The 22,752-nt window shown below is 59.7% G+C and carries 24 protein-coding genes, 1 pseudogene and 1 riboswitch; of the genes and pseudogenes, 2 read left to right on the forward strand and 23 right to left on the reverse strand.

The genetic code is table 11. The features are described 5' to 3' along the window. Positions 1-31: 31 nt before the first annotated feature. The 21 genes and pseudogenes from B5G03_RS17885 to acpP all read right to left on the reverse strand — a co-directional run bounded on the left by B5G03_RS17885 (position 32) and on the right by acpP (position 18,502). The gene (locus B5G03_RS17885) at positions 32-475 is read right to left on the reverse strand and encodes a molybdenum cofactor biosynthesis protein MoaE (protein WP_291243701.1); all 444 of its coding nucleotides are present in this window, start codon (positions 473-475) and stop codon (positions 32-34) included. A 36-nt stretch (positions 476-511) separates the two neighbouring features. Then, positions 512-961: pseudogene (locus B5G03_RS12685) on the reverse strand (MogA/MoaB family molybdenum cofactor biosynthesis protein); the annotation flags it as partial. Further along, positions 933-1,415: a cyclic pyranopterin monophosphate synthase MoaC gene (gene moaC, locus B5G03_RS12690; protein WP_087182128.1), complete on the reverse strand. Its 483-nt coding sequence runs from the start codon at positions 1,413-1,415 to the stop codon at positions 933-935. The gene moaC and the pseudogene B5G03_RS12685, both read right to left, overlap by 29 nt. 42 nt (positions 1,416-1,457) lie before the next feature. Further along, on the reverse strand, positions 1,458-2,411 hold the full coding sequence (gene moaA, locus B5G03_RS12695) for a GTP 3',8-cyclase MoaA (protein WP_087182059.1): 954 nt from the start codon (positions 2,409-2,411) through the stop codon (positions 1,458-1,460). A gap of 3 nt (positions 2,412-2,414) precedes the next feature. Next, on the reverse strand, positions 2,415-3,431 hold the full coding sequence (locus B5G03_RS12700; RefSeq protein ID WP_087182060.1) for a molybdopterin-binding protein: 1,017 nt from the start codon (positions 3,429-3,431) through the stop codon (positions 2,415-2,417). Next, a complete protein-coding gene (locus B5G03_RS12705; RefSeq protein ID WP_087182061.1) occupies positions 3,428-4,642 on the reverse strand; it encodes a molybdopterin molybdotransferase MoeA in 1,215 nt (404 codons plus the stop codon). Before B5G03_RS12705 ends, B5G03_RS12700 begins: the two co-directional genes overlap by 4 nt. 135 nt (positions 4,643-4,777) lie before the next feature. Next, positions 4,778-4,895: riboswitch (molybdenum cofactor riboswitch) on the reverse strand. Positions 4,896-5,025: 130 nt separating this feature from the next. Beyond that, positions 5,026-5,697, reverse strand: coding sequence for a phosphatase PAP2 family protein (locus B5G03_RS12710; RefSeq protein ID WP_087182062.1), 672 nt, complete (start codon positions 5,695-5,697; stop codon positions 5,026-5,028). Positions 5,698-5,864: 167 nt separating this feature from the next. Further along, a complete protein-coding gene (locus B5G03_RS12715) occupies positions 5,865-7,427 on the reverse strand; it encodes a PucR family transcriptional regulator (RefSeq protein ID WP_087182063.1) in 1,563 nt (520 codons plus the stop codon). Between the two features lie 153 nt (positions 7,428-7,580). Next, on the reverse strand, positions 7,581-8,054 hold the full coding sequence (locus tag B5G03_RS12720) for a MarR family winged helix-turn-helix transcriptional regulator (protein WP_087182064.1): 474 nt from the start codon (positions 8,052-8,054) through the stop codon (positions 7,581-7,583). Positions 8,055-8,162: 108 nt separating this feature from the next. Continuing rightward, the gene (fabZ, locus tag B5G03_RS12725) at positions 8,163-8,588 is read right to left on the reverse strand and encodes a 3-hydroxyacyl-ACP dehydratase FabZ (RefSeq protein ID WP_087182065.1); all 426 of its coding nucleotides are present in this window, start codon (positions 8,586-8,588) and stop codon (positions 8,163-8,165) included. Positions 8,589-8,592: 4 nt separating this feature from the next. After that, positions 8,593-9,834, reverse strand: a complete 1,242-nt coding sequence (gene fabF, locus B5G03_RS12730; protein WP_087182066.1) for a beta-ketoacyl-ACP synthase II — start codon at positions 9,832-9,834, stop codon at positions 8,593-8,595. 27 nt (positions 9,835-9,861) lie between these two features. Continuing rightward, on the reverse strand, positions 9,862-10,602 hold the full coding sequence (gene fabG, locus B5G03_RS12735) for a 3-oxoacyl-[acyl-carrier-protein] reductase (protein WP_087182067.1): 741 nt from the start codon (positions 10,600-10,602) through the stop codon (positions 9,862-9,864). Further along, positions 10,602-11,546, reverse strand: coding sequence for an ACP S-malonyltransferase (gene fabD / locus B5G03_RS12740; protein ID WP_087182068.1), 945 nt, complete (start codon positions 11,544-11,546; stop codon positions 10,602-10,604). Before fabD ends, fabG begins: the two co-directional genes overlap by 1 nt. Next, the gene (locus tag B5G03_RS12745) at positions 11,543-12,619 is read right to left on the reverse strand and encodes an NAD(P)H-dependent flavin oxidoreductase (RefSeq protein WP_087182069.1); all 1,077 of its coding nucleotides are present in this window, start codon (positions 12,617-12,619) and stop codon (positions 11,543-11,545) included. Before B5G03_RS12745 ends, fabD begins: the two co-directional genes overlap by 4 nt. A gap of 4 nt (positions 12,620-12,623) precedes the next feature. Continuing rightward, a complete protein-coding gene (locus tag B5G03_RS12750) occupies positions 12,624-13,562 on the reverse strand; it encodes a nitronate monooxygenase (protein ID WP_087182070.1) in 939 nt (312 codons plus the stop codon). Between the two features lie 33 nt (positions 13,563-13,595). After that, positions 13,596-14,540, reverse strand: a complete 945-nt coding sequence (locus tag B5G03_RS12755; protein WP_087182071.1) for a beta-ketoacyl-ACP synthase III — start codon at positions 14,538-14,540, stop codon at positions 13,596-13,598. Next, positions 14,540-15,373, reverse strand: a complete 834-nt coding sequence (locus B5G03_RS12760; protein ID WP_481808416.1) for an acetyl-CoA carboxylase carboxyltransferase subunit alpha — start codon at positions 15,371-15,373, stop codon at positions 14,540-14,542. Before B5G03_RS12760 ends, B5G03_RS12755 begins: the two co-directional genes overlap by 1 nt. Continuing rightward, positions 15,357-16,244, reverse strand: coding sequence for an acetyl-CoA carboxylase, carboxyltransferase subunit beta (gene accD, locus B5G03_RS12765; protein WP_343286902.1), 888 nt, complete (start codon positions 16,242-16,244; stop codon positions 15,357-15,359). The genes B5G03_RS12760 and accD overlap by 17 nt, the downstream gene beginning before the upstream one ends. Next, positions 16,245-17,639, reverse strand: coding sequence for an acetyl-CoA carboxylase biotin carboxylase subunit (gene accC / locus B5G03_RS12770; RefSeq protein ID WP_087182073.1), 1,395 nt, complete (start codon positions 17,637-17,639; stop codon positions 16,245-16,247). 3 nt (positions 17,640-17,642) lie between these two features. Continuing rightward, on the reverse strand, positions 17,643-18,089 hold the full coding sequence (gene accB, locus B5G03_RS12775; protein ID WP_087182074.1) for an acetyl-CoA carboxylase biotin carboxyl carrier protein: 447 nt from the start codon (positions 18,087-18,089) through the stop codon (positions 17,643-17,645). A 188-nt stretch (positions 18,090-18,277) separates the two neighbouring features. Next, complete coding sequence (gene acpP / locus B5G03_RS12780) at positions 18,278-18,502, reverse strand: acyl carrier protein (protein WP_412906082.1); 225 nt, start codon at positions 18,500-18,502, stop codon at positions 18,278-18,280. A gap of 388 nt (positions 18,503-18,890) precedes the next feature. Between acpP and B5G03_RS12785 the strand changes: the two genes are divergently transcribed. Then, positions 18,891-21,230, forward strand: a complete 2,340-nt coding sequence (locus B5G03_RS12785) for a bifunctional diguanylate cyclase/phosphodiesterase (RefSeq protein ID WP_087182076.1) — start codon at positions 18,891-18,893, stop codon at positions 21,228-21,230. Positions 21,231-21,317: 87 nt separating this feature from the next. On the opposite strand, the gene B5G03_RS17450 is transcribed toward B5G03_RS12785, so the two are convergent. Both B5G03_RS17450 and B5G03_RS12790 read right to left on the reverse strand, forming a co-directional pair. Continuing rightward, complete coding sequence (locus B5G03_RS17450) at positions 21,318-21,461, reverse strand: hypothetical protein (protein WP_156417385.1); 144 nt, start codon at positions 21,459-21,461, stop codon at positions 21,318-21,320. A 210-nt stretch (positions 21,462-21,671) separates the two neighbouring features. After that, on the reverse strand, positions 21,672-22,178 hold the full coding sequence (locus B5G03_RS12790) for a CarD family transcriptional regulator (RefSeq protein ID WP_087182077.1): 507 nt from the start codon (positions 22,176-22,178) through the stop codon (positions 21,672-21,674). A 51-nt stretch (positions 22,179-22,229) separates the two neighbouring features. Between B5G03_RS12790 and B5G03_RS12795 the strand changes: the two genes are divergently transcribed. Continuing rightward, positions 22,230-22,514, forward strand: a complete 285-nt coding sequence (locus B5G03_RS12795; RefSeq protein WP_140401693.1) for a hypothetical protein — start codon at positions 22,230-22,232, stop codon at positions 22,512-22,514. Positions 22,515-22,752: the final 238 nt, after the last annotated feature.

The raw sequence follows: 22,752 nt of genomic DNA on the forward strand, positions 1-22,752 counted from the left end.
CTTAAACAAGCAGATGGATAGGGAAGAGAGCTCAGTGAAGCTCCTTTTCCACAACACATTCGCGCTTGATGGTGCCCACCAGGAACTGAAGTGCATCCACCACATGGGGGCGGATATCGCCGCCGATGAGCACATACATCAAATCGTCGCCCACCGACAGGCGTCCCTCATTCAGCCAGACGCGCACGTAGTAGATTCCCTCCAGCTTGCGGGCCTCCTGAATGGCCTGTTCCAGCTTTTGGGGATCGTAGGAGAACTCCATCCCGGTCACCGGCGCGGCGTCCGTCTGCCCGTTGCGCACCTGGGCCTTGGGCGTGATCCGAACGGTTCCGTTGTGGGTCAGATACATGCCGACCTTTTCGGCGTCAGGAGCTTGTTTCGCCTCTTTCAGCCACTGGTCCAGGCTGGGAGAAGCCTTTCCGGCAGAAGCTGCCGCCGGGGCGGCACAGTCCGCAGAGCCCTCGCCGCAAAGCATATCCAGGCCATGGCCAATGCTGCCGATCACAGCCAGAAGATTCTCCCGAGCGGCTTTTTCACTTCCGGGCAGGTTGATGATCAGGCTGCGGCCACGGATGCCGGCGGCGCTGCGGGAAAGGCAGCCGCGGGGGGTGACCTTCATGCTGGCGGCACGCATTGCTTCCGCGATGCCGCGGGTTTCCCGCTGAATTACCGCCAGAGTTGCCTCCGGGGTGATGTCCCGGGGAGAGAAGCCGGTCCCGCCGGTGGTGAGCACCAGGGTGCAGTTTTTCTGGTCGCAGCAGGCGATCAGTTCATTGATGATCTGCTCACGCTCATCGGGAACGATGCTGGTGTGAATCACATTGTACCCGTTTTCGCTGAGGATGGATACCAGCGCGGGGCCGCTGGTGTCCACGCGCTGTCCCTTGGACCCCTTGTCGCTGACGGTGATAACAGCTGCATTATATGCCATATTATGCTTCCTCTCTTTCAAAATCTCCATGAACGCCGCCGGTTTTTCGCAGAAGGCGGATGTTCGAAATGACGATATCCTTCTGGATGGCCTTGCACATATCGTAAACGGTCAGGGCCGCGGTGGAAACTGCGGTCAGCGCTTCCATCTCTACGCCGGTGCGTCCGGAGCAGGAAACGGTTGCCCGGATCTCCACGCTGCACTGCTCCTCGTCGAGCCACAGATCCATGTCGATCCCGTTCACCGCAACCGGATGGCACATGGGGATCAGAGCCGAAGTGTGCTTGGCGCCCATGATTCCGGCGACCTGTGCCACGGTAAGCACATCGCCCTTTTTCATTCCGCCGCTGCGGATGCGTTCAAAGGTCTGCCGGCCCACCAATACCTGGGCGGCGGCAACGGCCTGCCGCTGGGAAGGGTCTTTTTCGCCCACATCCACCATTTTTGCCCGGCCCTGGGCGTTAAAGTGGGTGAAATCATTCATATTCTCGATCAAGAAAATTCCTCCTCTGTTATAATAACACGTTCAGCCGCCGATCTGATTCATCATCCGGCCTGCCTGGCTGGGATGCAGGGCGGAAAGAAGTTCGTGCTTTTCCGGCTTTGAACCGATGGTCCGGCGGAATTGCTCCAGCATTTCCGCCGAGGAAAGCCCTTTGACGGGGTACTCCACAGCGGAGTGCAGGCAGGGCTTGAGTTTCCCGTCGGCGGTCAGGCGGATGCGGTTGCACTGCGCGCAAAAATGATTGCTCACCGGGCTGATCAGACCGATGCTTCCAAGCGCTCCGGGCAGCCGGTACAGCCGGGCGACGCCATCGCTTTCCGGCAGAGCGGACGCATCCGGCAGCTGTTCCAGAACAATACGGCTGGGCAGATAGGCTGCGGGACCAAATTCCGGGCTGGAGTTCATGGGCATCAGCTCGATGAAGCGCACATCCACCGGATACTCCCGGGTCAGATTGGCAAGGGGAACGATTTCGTCGTCATTGAAACCTCCGATCAGAACCACATTGATCTTTACCTTGTCAAATCCGGCATCCAGCGCGGCGCGGATACCGGCCAGCGCCTGGTCCAACCGGCCAATGCGGGTGATGTGCCGGTACTTTTCCGGGTCCAGAGTATCCAGACTGATGTTCACACGGTTGACCCCGGCCTGCCGAAGCGGTTTTGCCAGAGCGGGCAGGGCAAGTCCGTTGGTGGTAACGGCGACGTCCTGGATGCCGGGAACGGCACAGGCGCGGCGGCAGATGGAAACGATATTCCTTTTTACAAGAGGCTCACCGCCGGTGATGCGCAGCTTGGTAATGCCAAGGCTGGCGGCAGCCTGTACCGCGGCGATCATCTCGTCCTCGGTCAGCATTTCGGAGCAGTCCTTCTGGCAGATGCCTTCCTCCGGCATGCAGTAGCGGCAGCGCAGATTGCACCGTTCGGTGACGGAAAGCCGCAGATATGTGATGCGGCGGCCATAGGAGTCGATCATAATTCAATATCTCCCAAACGTACAGGTGGGGAAGTGGCACACCTTGCACATGCGGCAAAGTCCGCCCTCTTCCAAGCGGATCAGATCCTGTTTTGTCAATTTATCCCCGGTAAAGATCTGGGGCAGCAGCACGTCGAAAACCGTGGTGGGCAGGCTGATGGCAGCGCCGGGAACCCCCAGGATGGCGACCTGGTCCAGATAAGCCACTAAAGTCATGTTTCCGGGCTGCGAGGGCACGCCGTGGGTGATGATCTCCGCCCCCAGAGCGCGGATCGCGGTGGGGGTCAGATCGTCCGGGTCCACCGACATACCGCCGGTGAAGATCAGAACATCCGCGCCCTTATCAAGGAACCGGCGGCCCGCGTTCAAGATCATGGTCAGGTCGTCATCGCAGACGGTGACCCCCAGGATCTCGCTGGGGTACTGCTTCATCTTGGCCCGGACCACCGGCTCGAATTTATCCTGAATACGGCCGTGATATACCTCGGAACCGGTGATGACAACGCCGATCTTTTTGTGCCGGTAAGGGCGCAGGTCCAGCAGCTTTTCCTCTTTGCAAAGCGCCTCTGCCTGCAGGATCTGTTCCTCTTTGGTGACAAGGGGGACGATCCGCATGGAGGCAAGCCGGTCTCCCGGCTCCACGGGAAAATGGTCCGGCAGCGTGCAGATGGTGATGTCGCCAATGGAGTTGATCTGATGCAGCAGGGCGGTGTTTACCCGGAACATGCCTCGCACATCCGCTTTCAGAAGGACCTTTCCCTCGGCAGGACCTTCGTAATGAGCGCCTTCTGCCGGAGCCATGGCAGCCATGCGCAGGGCGCAGTCATCCTCGTGAAGCTCGCCGGCATTCTCTTCCCACACAAAAATGGAACGTTTGCCGATGTCCAGCAGCTTGGAGATATCTTCCGGCTGGATGATATGGCCCCGCTTGAACAACGGGCCCTTGAACCCGTCGAACATGGCGGTGATGTCGTGGCAGAGCGTCATGCCGACCGCTTGTTCTACATTTACCTTTTTCATGTGAGAAGGAACCCTTTCAGTGGTGTGTTTTGATCAATGGGACCGCTGCCTGCGGGAACGACCGCCATTGCGTTGCATCCAATGGAGCTGCTCAGGACCACGTTGCCCTGCTTTTGAGGAAGCTGAAGGCGAACGGTCCCGTCGCTCAAATCCAATTTTCCCCGCAGCAGGCGGGTGCAGGGGCTTTTTTTGTGAAAGCTCTGGGCCAAGGTCACGGTGATCTCGGTGAATTCGAATTTTTCCAGACCGGCCATTTTGCGAAGAGCCGGCAGAGCCACGACATAAAAATTCGTGATGGCGGATGCCGGGTTCCCGGACAGTGCACAGACCGGTTTGCCGTTTTGGATTCCGTAAGCGCAGGCCATGCCCGGTTTCAGGTCCACGCCCTGGAACAGCATCTCCACGCCCGCCTGTTTCATGGCATCCGGCGTCAGGTCGTAGTCGCCCACGGAAACACCGCCGGTGGAGATCACTGCATCGCATTGCGCAAGCCCATTCTGAACAAGGGCGGCAATGGCGGCAAGGTCATCGCCCGCAAGGCCCAGGTACACGGGCTCAAAGCCGAGCCCCTCAAGTATCGTTTCCAGAGTATGGCGATTGGCGTTGCGGATTTTTCCGGCCGAGGGGATTTCGCTGCACTCCACCACTTCGCTGCCTGTACACAAGATTCCCACCCGCAGGCGGCGATACACCAGAGGGGAGGAGATTCCCTGAGAGGCCAGTGTGCCGGCAAGTCCGCCGTCGATCCGGGTGCCTTTGCGGGCGAGCAGCTCGCCTTCGCGGATATCTTCACCGGCATGCACGATGTTTTCACCGGCCCGATAGGAACGGGAAAGGGTCACGGTGTGAAGGTCGAACCGGGTATCTTCATATTTGCAAACCACGTCTGCCCCGGCGGGAATGGGGGCGCCGGTAAGAATTTTCACAGCGGTGCCGGGAAGGACGGGTCTGGTGGGCACGGACCCGGCAGGCAGCTCTTCCAGAATGGTCAATGAAACCGGAGCGTCCGGGGAAGCGGCAGCACTGTCCGCGGCACGGAACGCATAGCCGTCATAGGGGGAACGGTCAAATGGGGGAATGTTGCCTGCCGCCAGAAGATCCTCCGCCAGAATCCGGCCGCCGCAAAGCGACAGCGGGAGCCGTTCGGTCTGAACGGGATGCACGTGGTCCATCAGCATTTTCTGTGCTGTTTTGAAATCCAGGTGTTTCATACATAGTCCTTTCAACGTCGCGAATTTTTTTCAACCCGAGCGGGTAAAGATGCACGGCGGAAGGCGGAAATACAAAAAAATCCGCCTCCTTTTCAGAGACGGATACACAACAAAAACACCCGGGGCCATAGCGGCACCGAATCAATCCTGTCTCCTTTTCAAAATGGAAGGCGGCGCTGTTTCCGGCGCAACCCAGCGGACTGTTTCCATGGAATATTTCTTTAGGCAAACAGTCTCGAAGACATATTTATTATTTCAGATTCCGCTATGATTGTCAATGGATTTGCGGCAGAAAATAAGCCGCATTGCAGGCAAATAACAAGAAAAAGATCTTGTTTTCATCGCTGGGCAAATTCCAAAAGAAAAAAGGGAGAAAACGGCTTTTAGCAGGCGCTGTTTTTGGCGCATGCAGGCGCGATCTCCGGGAAGATTTTCGCCCAGTTGATGCGGTAGGCGGGAAGCATCAGCACCAGGCTCAACGCCGCCCCGGCCACCACGTCGATCACCGAATGCTGGCGCAAAAACAGGGTGGACAAGGTGATCAGGATGGTCATGGCCCAGATCAGCGCATGTACCGGCAGGTTGACCCGGAATAGCTTGCAGCGCAGCCCCACGATGGCAATGGAAACGGTGCTGGAAATGTGGATGGAGGGGCAGACATTGGTGGGCGTATCAATACCGCGCAGCAGCTCCACCAGTTGGCACAGAACATTCTGCCGCGGGATCGGCTGGCGCAGGTCCAGGCCGTTGGGCCAGACCAGATAGGTCAGCATGGCCAGCGTCATGCCCACGAACATGATGAAGCACAGGCGGCAGTAGTCGGTTTTGTCCTTGAAAAACAAATAGAGCATGGTGCCGGGCATCCACAGATACCACAGGCAGTAGGGGATCACGAACCACTCGTTGAAGGGGATCAGGTCATCGATGAAGCAATGGATGATGGTGTATTCCGGGTCCAGCTGTTCCAGGCTGAAGAAGTCGAACAGATAGAATGCCCAGTACCCCATCAGCCAGGCATGCGGATTTTTGCGCAGCCAGGAAAGGGCGGAATGCATGGGCAGTTACCTCACAAAACATAGAATCAAAACAGCCGGCAAAGCGAGCCGACGAACGTTTTTATTATAGCACACTGTGTCGAAAAACAAAGCGCCGGTGCATGAATTGCAGCAAAGGAAACATGAAAAACGGGCGGCCCGAAGCCGCCCGCAAAGGTCAAATTTCATTACTTTTCCAGCAGCCGGTACAGCGCCACGGCCTCATACAGGGCGGTGAGCTCGGGCAGCTTGTCCGGGGTGTGGCCCAGCCGGTGGGTGATCTGCTGGTAGCGGTATTTCACCGTGTTTTTGTGCAAAAACAGCTGCTGGGCACAGCGGGCGATGTTCTGGTCCGCATCCAGCAGATAGACCGCCAGCGTGTCCACCAGGGGCAGCTCCTCGGCGGAGCTGTGCAACGGCGCAAGCACCGCCCGGCAGCGGGTCACGCTGGCCTCGTCTTGCACCAGATCGTTCTTGCAGTGCAGAGCAAAATCAATCTCGCCCAGAGTATGTACGGTGCGGGTGGGCCAGATGGTCTGAGCGCTGGGCAGGCCCTCGCTGCTGCGCAAAAAAGCAGCCCGCACCTGTGCGGTGTTTTCAAGGCCCTGGCAGCACACAAAGCCCGCGCCCAGACCCTCGGCCTTCAGCTGTGCATCCAGCTGGGCGGCAAGCGTCTCGCCCTCGGGACCGAACACGCCGTTGTCCGCCAGCACGATCACAAAGTCCTGATAGCTGCCCGCAATGGCGGCCTGGCAGTGGGGCTCCAGCAGCTGAGAGGCAATGGTGGGCACCCGGCGCAAAAACTCTTCCCGGCAGGCGGGGTCCAGCGGGCTGAGCATCCACATGCAGTGGATGGACGCCACGTTCAGCCGGAACAGAGCGGCCAGGCGGCGCATCTTGATGGGTTCGTCCCGCAGAATGGCCCGCACCAGCTCCTCAATGGCCAATTCGGCGTGCTTCAGGCTCCACAGGTTCAGAGCCAGCTGCATCACGTCCTGGGCCTGCTGCTGCACCTCGTTGCTCAGCGGCTGACCGGCCTTGAGCAGGCACAGCTCCATGGGGGCCGCGTCGCCGGGATCGATGGTCAGACGGCAGCACTGGTCCGCGTTGCCCTGGCGGGCCTGGATCAGCAGATCGGTCATATCCGTCTGAGAGCCACGGGGCCAGGCGCAGGCGCCCAGCAGCTGGCCGGTGCTGTTCAGCAAAAGCACGGTGGCACGCAGCCGGTCGCTGAGCAGCTGCAGCACGGTGTCCACGGTGCGCTGATGCTCAGGCAGCAGGGTCATGTGTTCCAGAATGTCTCCCAGAAGATGGGTGTTGTCTGCCTGGTCCCGCAGGATGGCATCCATCACATCGCCGATTACTTCGCTGTAGCGCAGCTCCATGCGGGGCGGCATCACCAGCAGCGGGAAATCCAGCTCCTGGGCCAACGTTACCAGGGCGGGGTCCACCTGAGGCATCACGGTGCCCACATAATACAGCACCAGACCGGCCTGCCCCACCTGGGCCAGAGCGCGCAGGCATTCGCACTGGGCGTTCACATTGGTGGGGATGGAAGAAAAGCAGGTGAGGACCAGCTCGCCGCCGGCAAACCGGCCTGCCGTTTCATTCTGCTGGTGCAGGGTTTCCGTGCCGATGTATTCCAGCACGTTGACCGAGGTGATGGGCCGGTCCAGATTGTCGAAGCCGGCCAGCAGGGTGGCCTGGCGCAAGCTGGGCAGTACCAGCGCCTGTTTTAACGTAACGCTCATGAGGGGTCCCTCCAGGATAGGAATGTTGTGCGCAGGGCTTCCGCGCGTTGATGCTCGGGCCGCGCCTGACAGGCGGGCACACAAGCACAAAAAGCCCTTACTGCCGGCAGGCGCTTGCCTGCCGGACAATAAAGGGCTTGAGAATCAGTTGATTCAGGCGTTCGGGGCGTAATGATTGGCGTTGGGCGACTTCAAAGGAATCTCCGGCATCAGCTCGTCCGAGATGATGGTGAGCATCTCCTCGATTTTGGCCACGTCCTCAGGGGAGAACCGGTCCTTGATGCGGTTCATCACGGTGGACAAATAGCTGTAGCTGATGTTGTAGTAATCCTCGTACTTCTGTGTTACCACCAAAAAATACTCCCGGCGGTCGTTTTCCGACTGCACCTTTTTCAGGTAGCCTTTTTTGATCAGGCTGTTGACCTTGTAGGCCGCATTGGGCGGGGAAATCTGCACAAAGCTGGCAAATTCGTTGATGGTGGGCTTACCCAGCGCCTGGATGATCTCCATGCAGAAGGTCTCCACAGTGGTCAGGCTCGCTTCCCGCGCCTGGAACCGACTGAATACCTTCTGATAGAAATGTAATTTGAATTTAGAATACACATCTGCAAATGCTTGCTCCAGCATTCGTTCGATCCTCCTTGACTGCGCGGCCCAGGCAAAAGAGCATGGGACGGTGTAAAAAACCGTATGCCTGCTGCGGTGATAATATTATAGCAAGATATATTGCTTAAATCAACTGATGGCGAAGGTCAACTCGCCCATGGCGGCAACCTGGCCGTCCACGGTGGCCACGGCCTTGCCGAAGCCCACCGGACCGCGGCGGGCGGTCAGCTCACATTTCAGCTCCAGCACGTCGCCGGGAACGACCTGGCGCTTGAAGCGGGCGTTCTTGATGCCGCCGAACAGCACGATCTTGCCCTTGTTCTCCTCCTCGGTGAGAATGGCCACTGCGCCCACCTGGGCCAGGGCCTCGATGATGAGCACGCCGGGCATCACATGCTTCTGGGGGAAGTGGCCGCAGAAGAACTGCTCATTTACGGTCACGCATTTGCGGCCCACCGCCATCTGGCCGGGCACGCATTCGGTGATGCGGTCCACCAGCTGGAAGGGAAAGCGATGAGGCAGAACCTCCATGATCTCATTGGAATTCAAAGTCATTGGTTTACTCCTCCCACTTCTTCAACAGGATGCTTGCGTTGTGGCCGCCAAAGCCCAGAGAGTTGGACATGGCGTAACGGATGGCAGCCTCGCGGCCGTGATTGGGCACAACGTCCAGATCGCAGGCCTCGTCCGGCACCTGGTAGCCCAGGGTGGCGGGGATGAAGCCGTCGTGCAGGGCCATGGCGGTGAAGGCAGCCTCCACAGCGCCGGAAGCGCCCAGCAGGTGGCCGGTCATGGACTTGGTGGAGCTGATGGCCAGCTCATGGGCATGCTCACCGAAGGCCAGCTTCACGGCAGCGGTCTCGCCCGCGTCGTTCATGGCGGTGGAGGTGCCGTGGGCGTTGATATAATCCACGCTGGAAGCGTCCACGCCCGCGTCGGCCAGAGCCTGGGTCATGGCGCCCGCCGCGCCGGAGCCGTCCGGCAGGGGAGCGGTGATGTGGTGGGCGTCGCAGGTGCAGCCGTAGCCCACAACCTCGGCCAGAATGTTGGCGCCGCGGGCCTTGGCGTGCTCGTACTCCTCCAGCACCAGAGCAGCCGCGCCCTCGCCCATCACGAAGCCGGAACGCTCCTTGTCAAAGGGGATGGAAGCGCGCTTGGGATCGCTGCCGGTGTGCAGGGCATGCAGAGAGGTGAAACCGCCCACCGCCAGGGAGGTGATGGTGGCCTCGGTGCCGCCGGCCAGGATCACGTCGGCATAGCCGTCGCGGATCTGGCGGAAAGCGTCGCCCACCGCGTTGGTGCCGGAGGCACAGGCGGTCACCGGGCAGGTGCACATGCCGTGGAAGCCAAAGCGGATGGCGATGTTGCCCGCCGCCATGTTGGAGATGGCCATGGGAATGAAGTAGGGGCTTACGCGGTCGTAGCCCTTCTCGTTACCCTTCAAGCACTCGTTCTGAATGGTGGAGAAACCACCGATGCCGCTGGCGAATACCACGCCGCAGCGCTGGCTGTTCTCGTTTTCCATCACCAGGCCGCTGTGCTCCATGGCCTGGGCGGCGCTGGCCAGAGCAAACTGCACGAAGCGGTCAGTCTTGCGTACCTCACGCTTGTCGATGTACTGCTCGGGGTTAAAATCGCGGACCTCGCCCGCCAGCTTTACCTTCTGGTTGGTGGTATCGTACTGGGTGATGGGGCCGATGCCGCAGGTGTCGGCTTTTACAGCGGCCCAGCTTTCCTCCAGGGTCAGGCCCAGGGGAGTCACCGCGCCCATGCCGGTGATTACAACGCGTCGTTTATCCATTTGTCTCTCCTCCTTCTCGTTCCGGGCTCAAACGGCCATGCCGCCGTCCACACACAGCACCTGACCGGTCACATAACCGGCAGCGGGGCTGGCGAGGAACGCCACAGCGGCGGCCACATCTTCGGGCTTGCCTAGGTGGGCCATGGGAATCTCGCCAAGCAGCTTCTCCTTCACGGCCTGGGGCAGCACGTCTGTCATATCGGTCTCAATAAAGCCGGGGGCCACGCAGTTCACGGTCACGCCGCGGGCGGCCAGTTCCTTGGCCAGGCTCTTGCTCATGCCGATCAGACCGGCCTTGCTGGCCGCGTAGTTGGCCTGACCCGCGTTGCCGCGCACGCCCACGATGCTGGAAACGTTCACGATCCGGCCGCTGCGCTGCTTCATCATGGGGCGGCAGGCGGCCTTCATGCAGTGGAAGGCACCCTTCAGGTTGGTATTCAGTACCGCGTCGAAGTCCTCTTCGCTCATGCGCATCATCAGGTTGTCGCGGGTGATGCCTGCGTTGTTTACCAGCACGTCGATGCGGCCGAAGCGCTCCAGGGTCTGGGCAATCAGGTTCTGGGCGTCAGCCTCGCAGGCCACGTTGCCCTGAATGGCGAAGGCTTCCACGCCCAGGGCGCGGCATTCCTCGGCTACAGCCTCGGCGGCAGCGGCGCTGCCCGCGTAGTTCACGGCCACGTTCACACCCTGTGCGGCCAGGGCCAGGCAGATGGCCCGGCCGATGCCGCGGCTGCCGCCGGTTACCAGTGCACTCTGTTTTGCTTCCATCAGGTTTCTCCTTTCAGCCATTCGAGGGCAGCGGCCAGATCCTCAGCGGTTTCCACCGAGCGAACAGCAGCGCCCTTCACGGTCTTCTTCACAAGGCCGGCCAGCGTCTTGCCTGGGCCTACTTCCAAAAATGCGTCCACGCCGTCCTCGGCCATGCGGCGGATGATGTCCTCCATGTATACGCTGGACTGCACCTGCTTCTCCAGCAGGGCGGGGATGGTGTCGCTGTCGGCTTTGGGGCCGCCCAGGCAGTTGAAGTACACCGGGCAGCTCATCTCGCCGAAGGATACCTCCTTGAACTTTTCCCGCAGCGCGTCACCGGCGGGAGCCATCAGCGAGGTGTGGAAGGGGCCGGAGACCTTCAGGGGCACGCAGCGCTTTGCACCGGCGGCCTTGGCAGCCTCACAGGCAGCGTCCACAGCGGCCTGGTCGCCCGCAATGGCCATCTGGCCGGGGCAGTTGTAGTTGGCGATCTCCACCACACCGCCGGTGGCCTGGGCAGCCTGGGCGCAGGCAGCGCTCAGCGCCTCACGGTCCAGACCCAGAATAGCAGCCATTCCGCAGGGGCGGCCGGTCACAGCCTGCTCCATGGCCTTGCCACGGAAGGCGGCCAGAGAAACGGCAGTAGCTGCGTCGAACACACCGGCGCAGCACAGGGCGGAATACTCGCCCAGGCTCAGGCCAGCCACGGCGGCAGGCTTGATGCCCTTGTCCTTCAGCACGGCGGTCAGACCGGCGGCAAAGGCTACCATGCAGGGCTGGGTGAACTGGGTCTGGCTCAGGGTCTCGTCCGGGCCCTCAAAGCACAGCTGCTTCAGATCAAAATCCACCGAAGCGTCCGCGGCGTCCAGCGCGGCGCGGAACAAGGGTTCGCTCTCGTAAAGGTCTTTGCCCATCCCGGCGTGCTGAGCGCCCTGACCGGCATACAAAATCGCAAGTTTCATTGTGTCTGTTTCCTCCATTCGGCGGCAAGCTCATCCATCAGCTCCCGCACATGAACCAGTTTGGTCATGCGGCCCACGTTGGCGCCGCAGAAGAAAAGTCCCTCCTGCCAGTTGCCGCGCACCGCTTCAATCAGTGCACTCGCAATGCAGTAGATGGTATCGGCTTTTTTGCAGGGGACCAGGCAGTTTACGCAGCGTTTGGGCGGAAAAGTCTCGCCCGCGGCTAGCCGCTGGATCAGCGGGCTGTTCAGCGCCCGACCGGGCATGCCCACCGGGCTGTGCACGATGCGTACGTCCTCCGGCTTTGCATCCAGCATGGCCTGCTTGTAGGCAGGGGAGGCGTCGCACTCGTAGGTGCCGATGAACCGGGTGGCCAGCTGCACACCCGCTGCGCCCAGCTGCTCCAGCCGGGCCGCATCCTCGCCGGTGTAAACACCGCCCGCCGCAAACAGCGGAATGGGACGGCCTGCCAGCTCCTCAAAGGGGCGCAGCTGCTCGGTGATGGCGGGCACCAGCGTTTCCAGGCACTGGGCGGAGCCGTTTTTCACATCCTGCTCCTCAAAGCCCAGATGTCCGCCCGCCAGGGGGCCCTCCACCACCATGAAGTCGGGCAGAACGCCGAAGCGCTTGTACCACAGCTTGCACAGGGTGGCCGCAGCACGGGAGCTGGACACGATAGGCGCCAGCGCCACGTCCGCGTCACCGGCAATGGCGGGAAGGTCCACTGCCAGGCCTGCACCGCAGACCACCGCATCCACACCGGCTTTGATAGCGGTACGGATGCTGTCCGCATACTGGGTGGTGGCGACCATTGCATTGATGGCAACCATGCCCAGTCCGCCAGCCAGTTCCTTGGCCTTTTTGATTTCCTTTTCCAGAGCACGCAGGTTGGCCCCGTTGGGGTCGCGGTCGAAGTCCGGCTCGTTGAAACCGGCCACCGCGGTGCTGATGGTGCCCATGCCGCCGCAGGCAGCAACGGCACCGGCCAGACCGCCCAGGGAAACGCCGACACCCATGCCGCCCTGCAAAATGGGCAGCTGCAGCGTACGGCCGCGGATGGTTACAGCCTGCATAAGCTTACTCCTGTTCCAGCTGGTGCAGCCGCTCGATGCAGCCGTTGTTCAGCTCCTCAAAAATGGTGCGCAGGGGGCGGATCTCATGCAGCATGCCCGCCACCTGACCGGCCATCAGGCTGCCGGTGTCGGTGTCACCCTCGAATACGGCGCGGCGCAGGGAACCCAGAGTGTACTTCTCCAGCTCCATCTTGTCGGCACCGGCCTTCTCCTGGGCCACATAGCTGCGAGCCATCTTGTTTTTCAGGATGCGCACGGGGGTACCGGCGATGCGGCCGGTGACCACGGTGTCGTTGTCCTTGGCCTTGAGCACGGCATTCTTGTAGTTCTCATGAACAGGGCACTCCTCGCTCACCAGCAGGCAGGTGCCCAGCTGCGCGCCGCAGGCGCCCAGTGCAAAGGCAGCCAGCAGCTGACGGCCGTCAGCGATACCGCCGGCGGCGATTACGGGCAGATTGTACTCCTTCATGGCGTCCACCACCTGGGGAACCAGGGCCATGGTGGTCATCTCGCCCACATGGCCGCCGCTCTCGGTGCCCTCGGCGATGATGCCGTCCACACCCAGGCCGGCCATGCGGCGGGCCAGCACAACAGCAGGCACAACGGGGAACACCTTGATGCCCGCTTCCTTCCACATGGGAACGTAAGCGCCGGGGTTGCCAGCGCCGGTGGTCACAACGGGAACCTTTTCCTCCACCACGATGTGGGCCATCTTCTCAGCGTCCGGGTTCATCAGCATGATGTTAACGCCGAAGGGCTTGTCGGTCAGGCTGCGGCAGATGTGAATCTGCTCCCGCAGCATGTCGGCGGTCATGCCGCCCGCACCGATCAGGCCCAGCGCACCCGCATTGGAAACCGCTGCGGCAAAGGTGCCGGTGGCAATGTTGGCCATACCGCCCTGGATGAAGGGGAATTCGGTCCCGAGGATCTCGTTCAAACGCATATTGTTACTCCTTTTTTATCAGAGGGGCTTTGCTTAGAAACGCAGCAGTACCGCGCCCCAGGTCAGCCCCGCGCCAAAGCCCACACAGGCCACGGTCTGACCGGGCCGGATCGCGCCGGATTCCAGCATCTCGTCCAAAGCGAGGGGGATGCTGGCAGCGGAGGTGTTGCCGTAGCGATGCATGTTCTTGTAAAATTTGTCCGCCGGAGCGCCCAGCTTTTTCACCACATGGTCGATGATGCGGCTGTTTGCCTGGTGGCAGACAACATGATCCACCTGCTCCAGGCTGGTGCCGCTCTTCTCGAACAGCTGACCCAGGCACTTGGGGATGATGTCCACCGCAAAGCGGAAGATCGCCCGTCCGTCCATGAACAGATATCGGCTCTGGCCGGGCAGCAGGCTGTTGGCATGCAGACCGGCAGCCTCGCCCCGGCCGCCCAGAATGCAGGCGTAGGGCAGATCCGCCAGACGAACCACAGCGGCGGCCGCGCCGTCGCCGAACAGCACGCAGGTGGAGCGGTCTTCCATGTCCAGCACGCGGGAGATGCACTCCGCGCCGATGACCAGGGCATATTCCCCGGCGCTGCCCGCCATCAGAAGGGAGCGGGCGGTTTCCAGCGCGTAGATGAAGCCGGTGCAGGCGGCGTTCAGATCAAAGCAGGGGATGGCGGCGGTGCAGCCCAGCGCTTCGTGGACCTGGCAGGCCACCGAGGGGGTGAAGCTGTCCGGGGTGAAGGTGGCGGTCAGGATCAGACCCAGCTGATCCGCGCTCACGCCAGCCTTCTCCAGCGCCTTGCGGGCCGCGCCCGCAGAAAGGCTCACAACGCCCTCGTCTTCCCCGCAGAAATACCGCTGGCGGATGCCGGTGCGGGTGGAGATCCACTCGTCGCTGGTTTCCACCATGCGGGCCATATCGTCGTTGGTCACACAGCGCTGCGGCAGGCAGCGCCCGGTGCCCAGAATTTCCAGTCCCGTCATCAGAAAAGGTCCTTTCCGGGCTCTTGCAGGAATGCGGAACCCATGGTTCTGAATTTTTTGTGCCGGTGAGCCGCCGGGTCGGAAATGCGGTCCGCCTGGCGCAGGGCCTTCTGCAGCGCCGCGTCCACCGCGTCAAACATTGCGGCGGGGTTTGCATGTGCGCCCTCCGGCGGTTCGGGAATGATCCCGTCGATGATGCCCAGCTGCTCCAGGTCTTGGGCAGTGAGCTTCATCACGTCACAGGCCTCGGCGCTGCGGGTGGAATCCTTCCACAGAATGCTGGCAAAGCCCTCGGGGGAAAGCACCGAGTAGATGGCGTTTTCCAGCATCAGCACCGTGTTGCCCATGGCCAGCGCCAGTGCGCCGCCGCTGCCGCCCTCACCGGTAACCACCGCGATCAGAGGTACGTTCAGCTCGCTCATCACGGCCAGGCTGCGGGCAATGGCCTCACCCTGGCCGTGTGCCTCGGCCTCCAGACCGGGGTAGGCGCCGGGGGTGTCGATGAAGGTGATGATGGGCCGGCCGAATTTGTCCGCCTGGCGCATCAGTCGCTGGGCCTTGCGGTAGCCTTCCGGGCTGGGCATACCGAAGTTGCAGCGGGTGTTTTCCTCCAGATTGCGGCCCTTGCGGTGGCCGATCACCGTGACCGGGCGTCCGTGGAACATGGCGATGCCGCCCAGAATGCCCGCGTCTTCACCGCACAGCCGGTCGCCCTTCTGCTCAAAGAAATCGGTGAACAGGGCCTTGATATAATCCGCCGTACCGGGGCGGCCCGCATGCCGGGCCAGCGCCACCTTCTCAGCGGGGGTATGCAGTTCAGCCACGGCGGGCACCTCCTTTGGCGTGCAGCCGAAGCAGCTGCATCAGTGTGGATTTCATCTGACCGCGGGGAACCACCGCATCCATAAAGCCGTGCTCCTCCAGATACTCGGAGCGCTGGAAGCCCTCCGGCAGCTTCTGGCCGATGGTTTGCTCGATCACGCGGGGGCCGGCAAAGCCGATCAGGGCCTTGGGCTCAGCCAGAGTGATGTCGCCCAGGGACGCAAAGCTGGCGGTCACGCCGCCGGTGGTGGGATGGGTCAGGCAAGCAATGTACAGCCCGCCTGCCTGCTGGAAGCGGGTGATGGCCTCGGCGGTCTTGGCCATCTGCATCAGCGAGAGGATGCCCTCCTGCATTCGGGCACCGCCGGAAGCGCAGAAGATCACCAGGGGCAGCTTTGCCTTGCGGGCGGTGTCGGCGGCCAGTGCCACCTTTTCGCCCACTGCAACGCCCATGCTGCCCATCAGGAAACGGCCGTCCATTACGGCCACAACAGCGGGCCAGCCGCCGATGCGGCCCTTAGCGGTGACCACCGCCTCGGACAGTCCGGTGCGGCGGCGCAGGCCCTCCAGCTTGTCGTCGTAGCCATCAAAATCCAGGGGATTCGAGGCGCACATGCCGTCGTTCAGTTCCTGGAAGGTGCCGGAATCCAGTGTGAGGGCCAGCCGCTGGTATGCGCCGATGGGCCGGTGATGGCCGCAGTGGGGGCAGACGTACAACTGATCGGCCCACTGCCGCTTGCTCACGGCTTCGCCGCAGGCAGGGCACTGCTCAAAAATGGCCGGCGCGTCAATGCGGCTGGAGGAGGGCAGGCGTCCGCCCTCCCGCATCACCTTCAGGCGCAGCAGCCGCTGCCGCCGATCGGAAAATCGTTCGTTCAGCATTTAGCGTTCCTCCTCGTCGGCCAGAGGCGCACCCTTCTCCATCCAGTTCAGCACCTCGTCCAGGTTGTTTTCAATGAAGGAGGTGTTGTAATCGCCCTTCAGATAATCCGGGTGATACAGGATCAGATGGGCCAGTTCCGCGCCGGTGGGATAGCCCTCCACAATGAACTCCTCCAACACCCGGCGCATCCGGCGGATGGCAGCCAGGCGGGTGGGGGCGTGTACGATGAGCTTGGCCACCATAGAATCGTAGAAGGGGCTCAGCTCGTAGCCGTTGTACAAAGCGGAATCCACCCGCACGCCGCAGCCGCCCGGGAAGTGCACGAATTCGGTCTTGCCGGGCATGGGGGCGAAGTTCTTGGCGGGGTCTTCCGCGTTGATCCGCACCTCGATGGCGTGGCCATTCAGCTTCACATCCTCCTGAGTGAAGGAGAGCGGCAGCCCGGCGGCCACACGAATCTGCTCCTTGACCAGATCCTGCCCGGTGACCATCTCGGTGACCGGGTGCTCCACCTGAATGCGGGTATTCATCTCAATAAAGTAGTAGTTGCCTTCCGGGTCCAGCACGAACTCAATGGTGCCCGCACCCTCGTAGCCGCAGCTCTGGGCGGCCTTTACCGCATCCCGGCCCATGGCCTGGCGCAGTTCGGGGGAAAGCGCCTTGGAGGGGGATTCCTCCATCAGCTTCTGGTTCTTGCGCTGGATCGAGCAGTCGCGCTCGCCCAGATGAACCACATGGCCCTGCTGGTCGGCCATGATCTGGAACTCAATATGCCGGGGGGAAAGAACCAGCTTTTCCAGATACATTTCGCCGTTGCCGAAGCAGGCCACGGCCTCCGCCTGGGCGGAGGCAAAAGCGGCAGGCAGCTCCTCCGGGCTGAACACCCGGCGCATGCCGCGTCCGCCGCCGCCGGCGCTGGCCTTCAGCAGCACTGGGTAACCGATGCGCTCGGCCACCTTCAAAGCATCCTCGGCGCTCTCGATCACGCCGTCGGAGCCAGGAACCACCGGCACGCCCGCCTTGATCATCAGCTCACGGGCGGCAGCCTTGTTGCCCATCTTGCGGATCACATCGCCGCTGGGGCCGATGAACTTGAGCCCGCACTGGGCGCACAGATCCGCGAATTCGTCGTTTTCCGAAAGGAAACCGTAGCCGGGGTGGATGGCCTCACAGCCGCTTTCCACCGCTGCGGTCAGAATGGCGGTCTGGTTTAAGTAGCTCTGCGCTGCTTTGGCAGGACCGATGCACACGGCCTTGGTGGCCAGCTGCACATGCAGGGCGGTGGCGTCGGCGGTAGAATACACCGCCACGGTCTCGATGCCAAGCTCACGGCAGGCGCGGATGATGCGCACCGCGATCTCGCCGCGGTTGGCGATTAAAATACGTTTGAACATGGCTCACAGCTCCCGGATCTGGAACAGCGGATCGCCAAAGCCCACCAGAGCGCCGTCCTGCGCGACCAGACTTTCAATCACGCAGTCGCAGGGAGCGGGGATCTCGTTGATCATTTTCATGGCTTCGATCAGGCCGATGGTCTGACCCTTGTGCACGGTGTCGCCGGGCTGCACAAAGGGTGTTTCGCCCGGGGCGCTGGCCACATAGAAGGTGCCTACCAGAGGCGCGTCGATGGTGGCCCCGGCAGCAGGAGCAGCGGCGGCGGGCGCAGCTGCGGGCTGGACGGCAGCAACAACAGGGGCAGCCTCCACGGCCGGCGCGCAGACAACGGCGCTCTGGGCGACTGCTTTTTCCAAAGTGATCTGCTCCTCACCGCAGGTGTACTTCAAACGGCTGGCGGAGCTTTCGTCAAACGCCTTCAGCAGGCTGGTGATTTGTTCCAAGGTCATGCCGGGAACCTCCTTATAAATCGTGATAGGGGCGCGAGAAGGCGGCGCATTGCGCTGCCTTTGCGCAAAAAGAAAATCAGCTCCGGCAGAAGCCGGCCGGAACAGGCGGCGGATCGCCGCGTTCCGACCGCCCTGCCAGAGCTGATGCAAAGCACCGGTAAAAAGCGCCTTGCCTTATGCCGCAAAAATCAGGCGTTGGCCTCCAGGTAATTCACAATGTCGCCAACGGTCTTCATGTTGGCCAGCTCCTCGTCGGAGATGGCAACGCCCAGGTTGTCCTCCAGAGCCATGTTCAGCTCAACAGCGTCCAGGCTGTCAGCGCCCAGATCGTCGGCCAGGCTGGCCTCCATGGTCACTTTGTCAGCGTCGCAGCTCAGGGTGTCCACAATGATATCGCGTACTTTCTCAAACATAATAAACTCTCGCTTTCCTTGGTTATTTTTTCAGGTGTTGAAATGTGTCGAAAAATGGTTTCATAATTTTAATTAAAATTATTTAACTAAAATTATTTAAGTATATTGTAGCAAGAATCCGGGGATTGTCAAGAGAAAAACTTAAAATTTTTGAATCTTTTTTGTGGCTGCCACGTTGCACGGGGTACAAGCTGCTTATATAATAAAGATGTATAATAAACGAAACAAAGAAAAACGAAGAAATTTGCGAAAAGCAGTACATTAACAGTGCCAAAAGGCCCGGCGCCATCTTGCACAAAGCGGCTTTTATGGGGTAAAATAAAAAGAGCATTTTATTGTAATATAGTCGAAAGAATAATGCCAAAAGAGTAGGGGAAGGAGGCGGGAGATGGCGCTCCTGAAACAAAGCAACCAATCCAAGCGGGCGTCGCGGCCCCGGATGCATCAGCGTTTTGTGCAAATCACCCTTTCCACGGTGCTGATTGGTATTTCACTGATCGTTGTTTCCTGTATGGGAATCGCATCGATCCAGCAGGCCAACCGAAAATCCTACAATACGCAGCTGCAAACCTCTATGAATGAATATTGGCTGGAGATGCGCAACCGGATGGGGACTGACCGGGAGGCGCTGCAGATCCTGGCGGAGTTTATGCAGGGCAAATCCAGCGAGGAATTCCGCCGCTTTGTGGTGGATCTGCAGACTGCCCGTCAGGAAAATTCCTTCCTGCGTATGGGCTATTACACCCAGGAGGGCATGCAGAGTCGTGTCCGTGCGGACGGCACATTGGAAGAGAACATTCCCATGGAAGCACTGGAGCCAGAGGTTCAGCAGCTGCTCTATTATGCACTGCAGGGCAAAAAAACGGCTTCTCAGGTCTACTATGACGAAGAGATGGGCTTGCAGCTGATCATGTATGCGGCGCCGGTGCAGTCGGACAGCGGGCAGGTGACCGGTGTGGTGGCTGCCTCCAAGGACCTGAGCGCTTTTCAGAAGATCCTCACCCAGCCTTCGGTGTCCCAGAACAAACTGGATGTGGTCTGGGTGGAGCAGGACGGCCGGATCATCGCTGCGTCGGAGAATACCCCCCTTGCACCGCAGGGCACGGAGAATTTTCTCAGTCAGGCCGGTGTGGATGAGCAGACTGCTCAGTCTGCGCAGCAGCAGATGGCAAACAACGAAGCGTTCCATTTTACTTTCCGTTTGGAAGGCAAGGAACAGAAGGTCTACATGCAGCCCTTTGGAATGAATGGCTGGTATCTGTGCTATGCAGACACGGTGAATTCCGGCAGAAGTCCGATCTATTCCATCCTGATCACCGCCAATGTGCTCAGCGGAATGATTATCCTTTTGTGCCTTGGCCTTCTATGGTATGTGCGCTGGGCCATGTGGGGCAGCAACAAGGAGCTGATGAAGCTGGCCTTTTACGACCGGCTGACCGGCACCTACAACTTTGAAAAATTCGCTCAGTGCGCAGAGGATCTGCTGGAGCAAGACAGCGCGTATTCGCTGGTTACCATGAACATTCGGCAGTTCCAGTACATCAACGAGATCCTGGGCAAGGCGCAGGCAGATCAGGTGCTGAAAAAGCTGGCTGTTCTGTTGAGAGAACTGGTAGGGGAGAAGGAGTGTTTCTGCCGTTCCAGCGCCGACCAGTTTTATCTGTTGCTTCATACCAATGAGGAGAAACAGGTGCGTGCCCGGGTGGAGCAGATTATGGACCGTGCGGGCAGCATTGCCCAGGAGCTGAACGTGAGTTACCCCATCATCCTGTATGCGGGTGCGGCGGTGGTGCAGGAGACAGCGCCGCCGGAGGATCAGGTGCGGCTGCTGCTGCACAAGGCGGAGTTTGCCCAGAAGCACGCGGTGAAAAAATACCAGAACGTGCTTGCTTTTTACGACCGGGCCATGCACCGGAAGGAGAATTTCCAAAACAGCATCGAAAGCAGCATGCAGAGCGCGCTGGCCAAGCAGGAATTTCAGCTGTTCCTGCAGCCCAAGGTGCGGCTGCAGACCGGCCAGGTGGAGGGCGCAGAGGCGCTGGTGCGCTGGATTCGTCCGGACGAAACGCTGGTCTATCCCAATGAGTTTATCCCCGCCTTTGAGAAAAACGGATTCTGTGCCCGACTGGACCTTTATATGGTGGACCGCACCTGCTGCCAGCTGAGGAAGTGGCTGGATGCGGGCTATGAGCCAATCTGTATTTCGGTGAATCAGTCCCGGCTGCTGTTTTATCAGTCCGATTATGTGGACCGGCTGTGCTCGATTCTGCAGCGGTATGAGATTCCAAATGGACTTATCCAGTTGGAGATTCTGGAAGGTCTGGCCATCGAGAACATCGAGCAGATGAACAAAACGCTGACCCAGCTGCATGAAAAGGGCTTCCGCCTTTCGCTGGACGATTTCGGCAGCGGATATTCTTCGCTGAATGTGCTGGCGGGTATCCAGGTGGATGAGGTGAAGTTCGACAAGGACTTTTTGCTGGAAAGCGCACCGGATAAGAAGGAAAGGAACAAGCTTGCGCTGAAAAATGTGGTCAAGCTGGCGAAGGACCTGCAGATCACAACCGTGGCCGAAGGCGTGGAGGTGCAGCAGGACGAAGAATTCGTTTCTTCCATTGGCTGTGAATATGGGCAGGGCTTTTTCTACAGCTGCCCCATTCCGCCGGAGGAATTTGCTTGTCGTTACCTGAAAAAAACGCCGCCCTCAGATATGCAGGCAGCGGATTGAATCAAAATCAAAACAGGAAAGCCCCGGGCCGATTGGCCCGGGGCTTTCCCTATGTAGAGATGATAGAGAGCAAAGAAAAAGGTAAAATCAAACAACGCCTTTCAGCATGGCGCGCAGGCAGTCCTTCAGCTCGTCCAAAGAACGGCAGCGGTCTGCCAAATCCAACAGCCGGAGACGTTCCGCCTCCTGGGTCAGCTGAACCAACAGTTCACGTGCGGTAGGTTCGCTCATTCCGTACACCCCCTTCTAAAATCTGTTGTTCAGTGGTTGATTTGTTAGTTTATAGTATAAATATTTTGCGCAATTGTTTCAATTGATAAATTAAACAAACAATTGTACAAAAATCTGGCGTAATGATGAACATGTTTTATGAAAAGTAGAAAAAGAGCCGCATTTGCATCGACCCGTTGGTCAAAATGCAAGTGCGGCTGCACAAAATGCTTATGCTTGGACGGTGCGCAGGCCTTCCACCCGGCGGGAAATATAGGTGTGGACCTCTTCCTTGGGGATGCCGAGCGCCACCGCGAACTCCCCGAACAGGATGCTTTCGGCCTGCTTCATAAAGCGTTCGTCCACCTGGCCGAAGCGGCGGCCCCGTTGTTCCTGCTCCTTTTTCTTGGCATAGATCGACATGGTGAGCCGGGTCAAATCGGCGCAGTTATGGCTGCAAGTGGCGGTGCGGTAATGCTCCCTCAGCTCCTGCAGGTTCTTGGTCCGGTCCGGCTGCGCAACGACCTGGGGGATCTGATCGATCAGCGCCTCCGCCTCGTCGCGGCTGATGACCGGCCGCATAAAAACCTTGGGATGCTCGGCCGGGGTGTAGATGGTCCCGCTTTCATACAGGGGCTTTAAAATATAATAAAGCCCAAGCGGCGGCTTTTCCACCAGTCCCTCCACCTTGCATACGCCGGTGTTGCCATAAATAATGTATTGTCCGATTTGATACATGTTCCACCTCGCATTTCAAGCCCGTGTGATTTTTGCCTGTAAGAAAGCGCCTTGCCGCTGATCATTCAGCAGCAAAGCGCGGGAAAACGCATGCACTTTGTCCGCAACCGGGCTTTCCATTGGAGACAAAGCGAGCAATATTTCTTTATCTATAGTATAGCACTTTTTTCAAAAAAAGCCAAAGGCGGACATGTTTGGAAAACTTTTTGCATGGGGCAAGCCCCGGTGGAATACCGCTTCATTAAACTGTGGGTGGAGAGCGGTGGAGAAAAACAGGCTGAAAAAGGAAGCGTTGACCGTGAGGTTATTATATGGGCATCGCAACATCGTTTGTGAGCTGCCGGGATAATTCTCGAAAGAACTCTCACTTTACCGCTGAGTTGGTTGTATTACTCAGTTGCTGAGCCATTTTGTGATGATTGAACGGAACCGGCTGAACAACCAGAATAATTTCCTGTTCGTGAAGGGGATAGGCTCCTGTAATCTTGCCGGGCGTTGTTCAACGTGCACCGGCTTACAGACAAAATTGGCAGTGTTCGATCTATCCGCGGACTATCCTGGAAACATCTGTTTG

The organism is Gemmiger sp. An50, from assembly GCF_002161595.1.
In the GTDB taxonomy this organism is placed as follows: Bacteria; Bacillota; Clostridia; order Oscillospirales; family Ruminococcaceae; genus Allofournierella.

Bases quoted from the DNA above. Each gene is read 5' to 3' on its own strand.
- B5G03_RS12750 (WP_087182070.1), bottom strand. From the start codon at position 13,562: ATGCGTTTGAACGAGATCCTCGGGACCGAATTCCCCTTCATCCAGGGC.
- B5G03_RS12705 (WP_087182061.1), bottom strand. From the start codon at position 4,642: ATGAAACACCTGGATTTCAAAACAGCACAGAAAATGCTGATGGACCAC.
- B5G03_RS17450 (WP_156417385.1), bottom strand. From the start codon at position 21,461: ATGAGCGAACCTACCGCACGTGAACTGTTGGTTCAGCTGACCCAGGAG.
- fabF (WP_087182066.1), bottom strand. From the start codon at position 9,834: ATGGATAAACGACGCGTTGTAATCACCGGCATGGGCGCGGTGACTCCC.
- moaA (WP_087182059.1), bottom strand. From the start codon at position 2,411: ATGATCGACTCCTATGGCCGCCGCATCACATATCTGCGGCTTTCCGTC.
- fabZ (WP_087182065.1), bottom strand. From the start codon at position 8,588: ATGACTTTGAATTCCAATGAGATCATGGAGGTTCTGCCTCATCGCTTT.
- B5G03_RS12755 (WP_087182071.1), bottom strand. From the start codon at position 14,540: ATGACGGGACTGGAAATTCTGGGCACCGGGCGCTGCCTGCCGCAGCGC.
- B5G03_RS12700 (WP_087182060.1), bottom strand. From the start codon at position 3,431: ATGAAAAAGGTAAATGTAGAACAAGCGGTCGGCATGACGCTCTGCCAC.
- acpP (WP_412906082.1), bottom strand. From the start codon at position 18,502: ATGTTTGAGAAAGTACGCGATATCATTGTGGACACCCTGAGCTGCGAC.
- fabD (WP_087182068.1), bottom strand. From the start codon at position 11,546: ATGAAACTTGCGATTTTGTATGCCGGTCAGGGCGCTCAGCACGCCGGG.
- accB (WP_087182074.1), bottom strand. From the start codon at position 18,089: ATGACCTTGGAACAAATCACCAGCCTGCTGAAGGCGTTTGACGAAAGC.
- accC (WP_087182073.1), bottom strand. From the start codon at position 17,639: ATGTTCAAACGTATTTTAATCGCCAACCGCGGCGAGATCGCGGTGCGC.
- B5G03_RS12720 (WP_087182064.1), bottom strand. From the start codon at position 8,054: ATGCTGGAGCAAGCATTTGCAGATGTGTATTCTAAATTCAAATTACAT.
- B5G03_RS12785 (WP_087182076.1), top strand. From the start codon at position 18,891: ATGGCGCTCCTGAAACAAAGCAACCAATCCAAGCGGGCGTCGCGGCCC.
- moaC (WP_087182128.1), bottom strand. From the start codon at position 1,415: ATGAATGATTTCACCCACTTTAACGCCCAGGGCCGGGCAAAAATGGTG.
- fabG (WP_087182067.1), bottom strand. From the start codon at position 10,602: ATGGAAGCAAAACAGAGTGCACTGGTAACCGGCGGCAGCCGCGGCATC.
- B5G03_RS12745 (WP_087182069.1), bottom strand. From the start codon at position 12,619: ATGCAGGCTGTAACCATCCGCGGCCGTACGCTGCAGCTGCCCATTTTG.
- B5G03_RS12790 (WP_087182077.1), bottom strand. From the start codon at position 22,178: ATGTATCAAATCGGACAATACATTATTTATGGCAACACCGGCGTATGC.
- B5G03_RS12710 (WP_087182062.1), bottom strand. From the start codon at position 5,697: ATGCATTCCGCCCTTTCCTGGCTGCGCAAAAATCCGCATGCCTGGCTG.
- B5G03_RS17885 (WP_291243701.1), bottom strand. From the start codon at position 475: ATGCTTTGCGGCGAGGGCTCTGCGGACTGTGCCGCCCCGGCGGCAGCT.
- B5G03_RS12715 (WP_087182063.1), bottom strand. From the start codon at position 7,427: ATGAGCGTTACGTTAAAACAGGCGCTGGTACTGCCCAGCTTGCGCCAG.
- accD (WP_343286902.1), bottom strand. From the start codon at position 16,244: ATGCTGAACGAACGATTTTCCGATCGGCGGCAGCGGCTGCTGCGCCTG.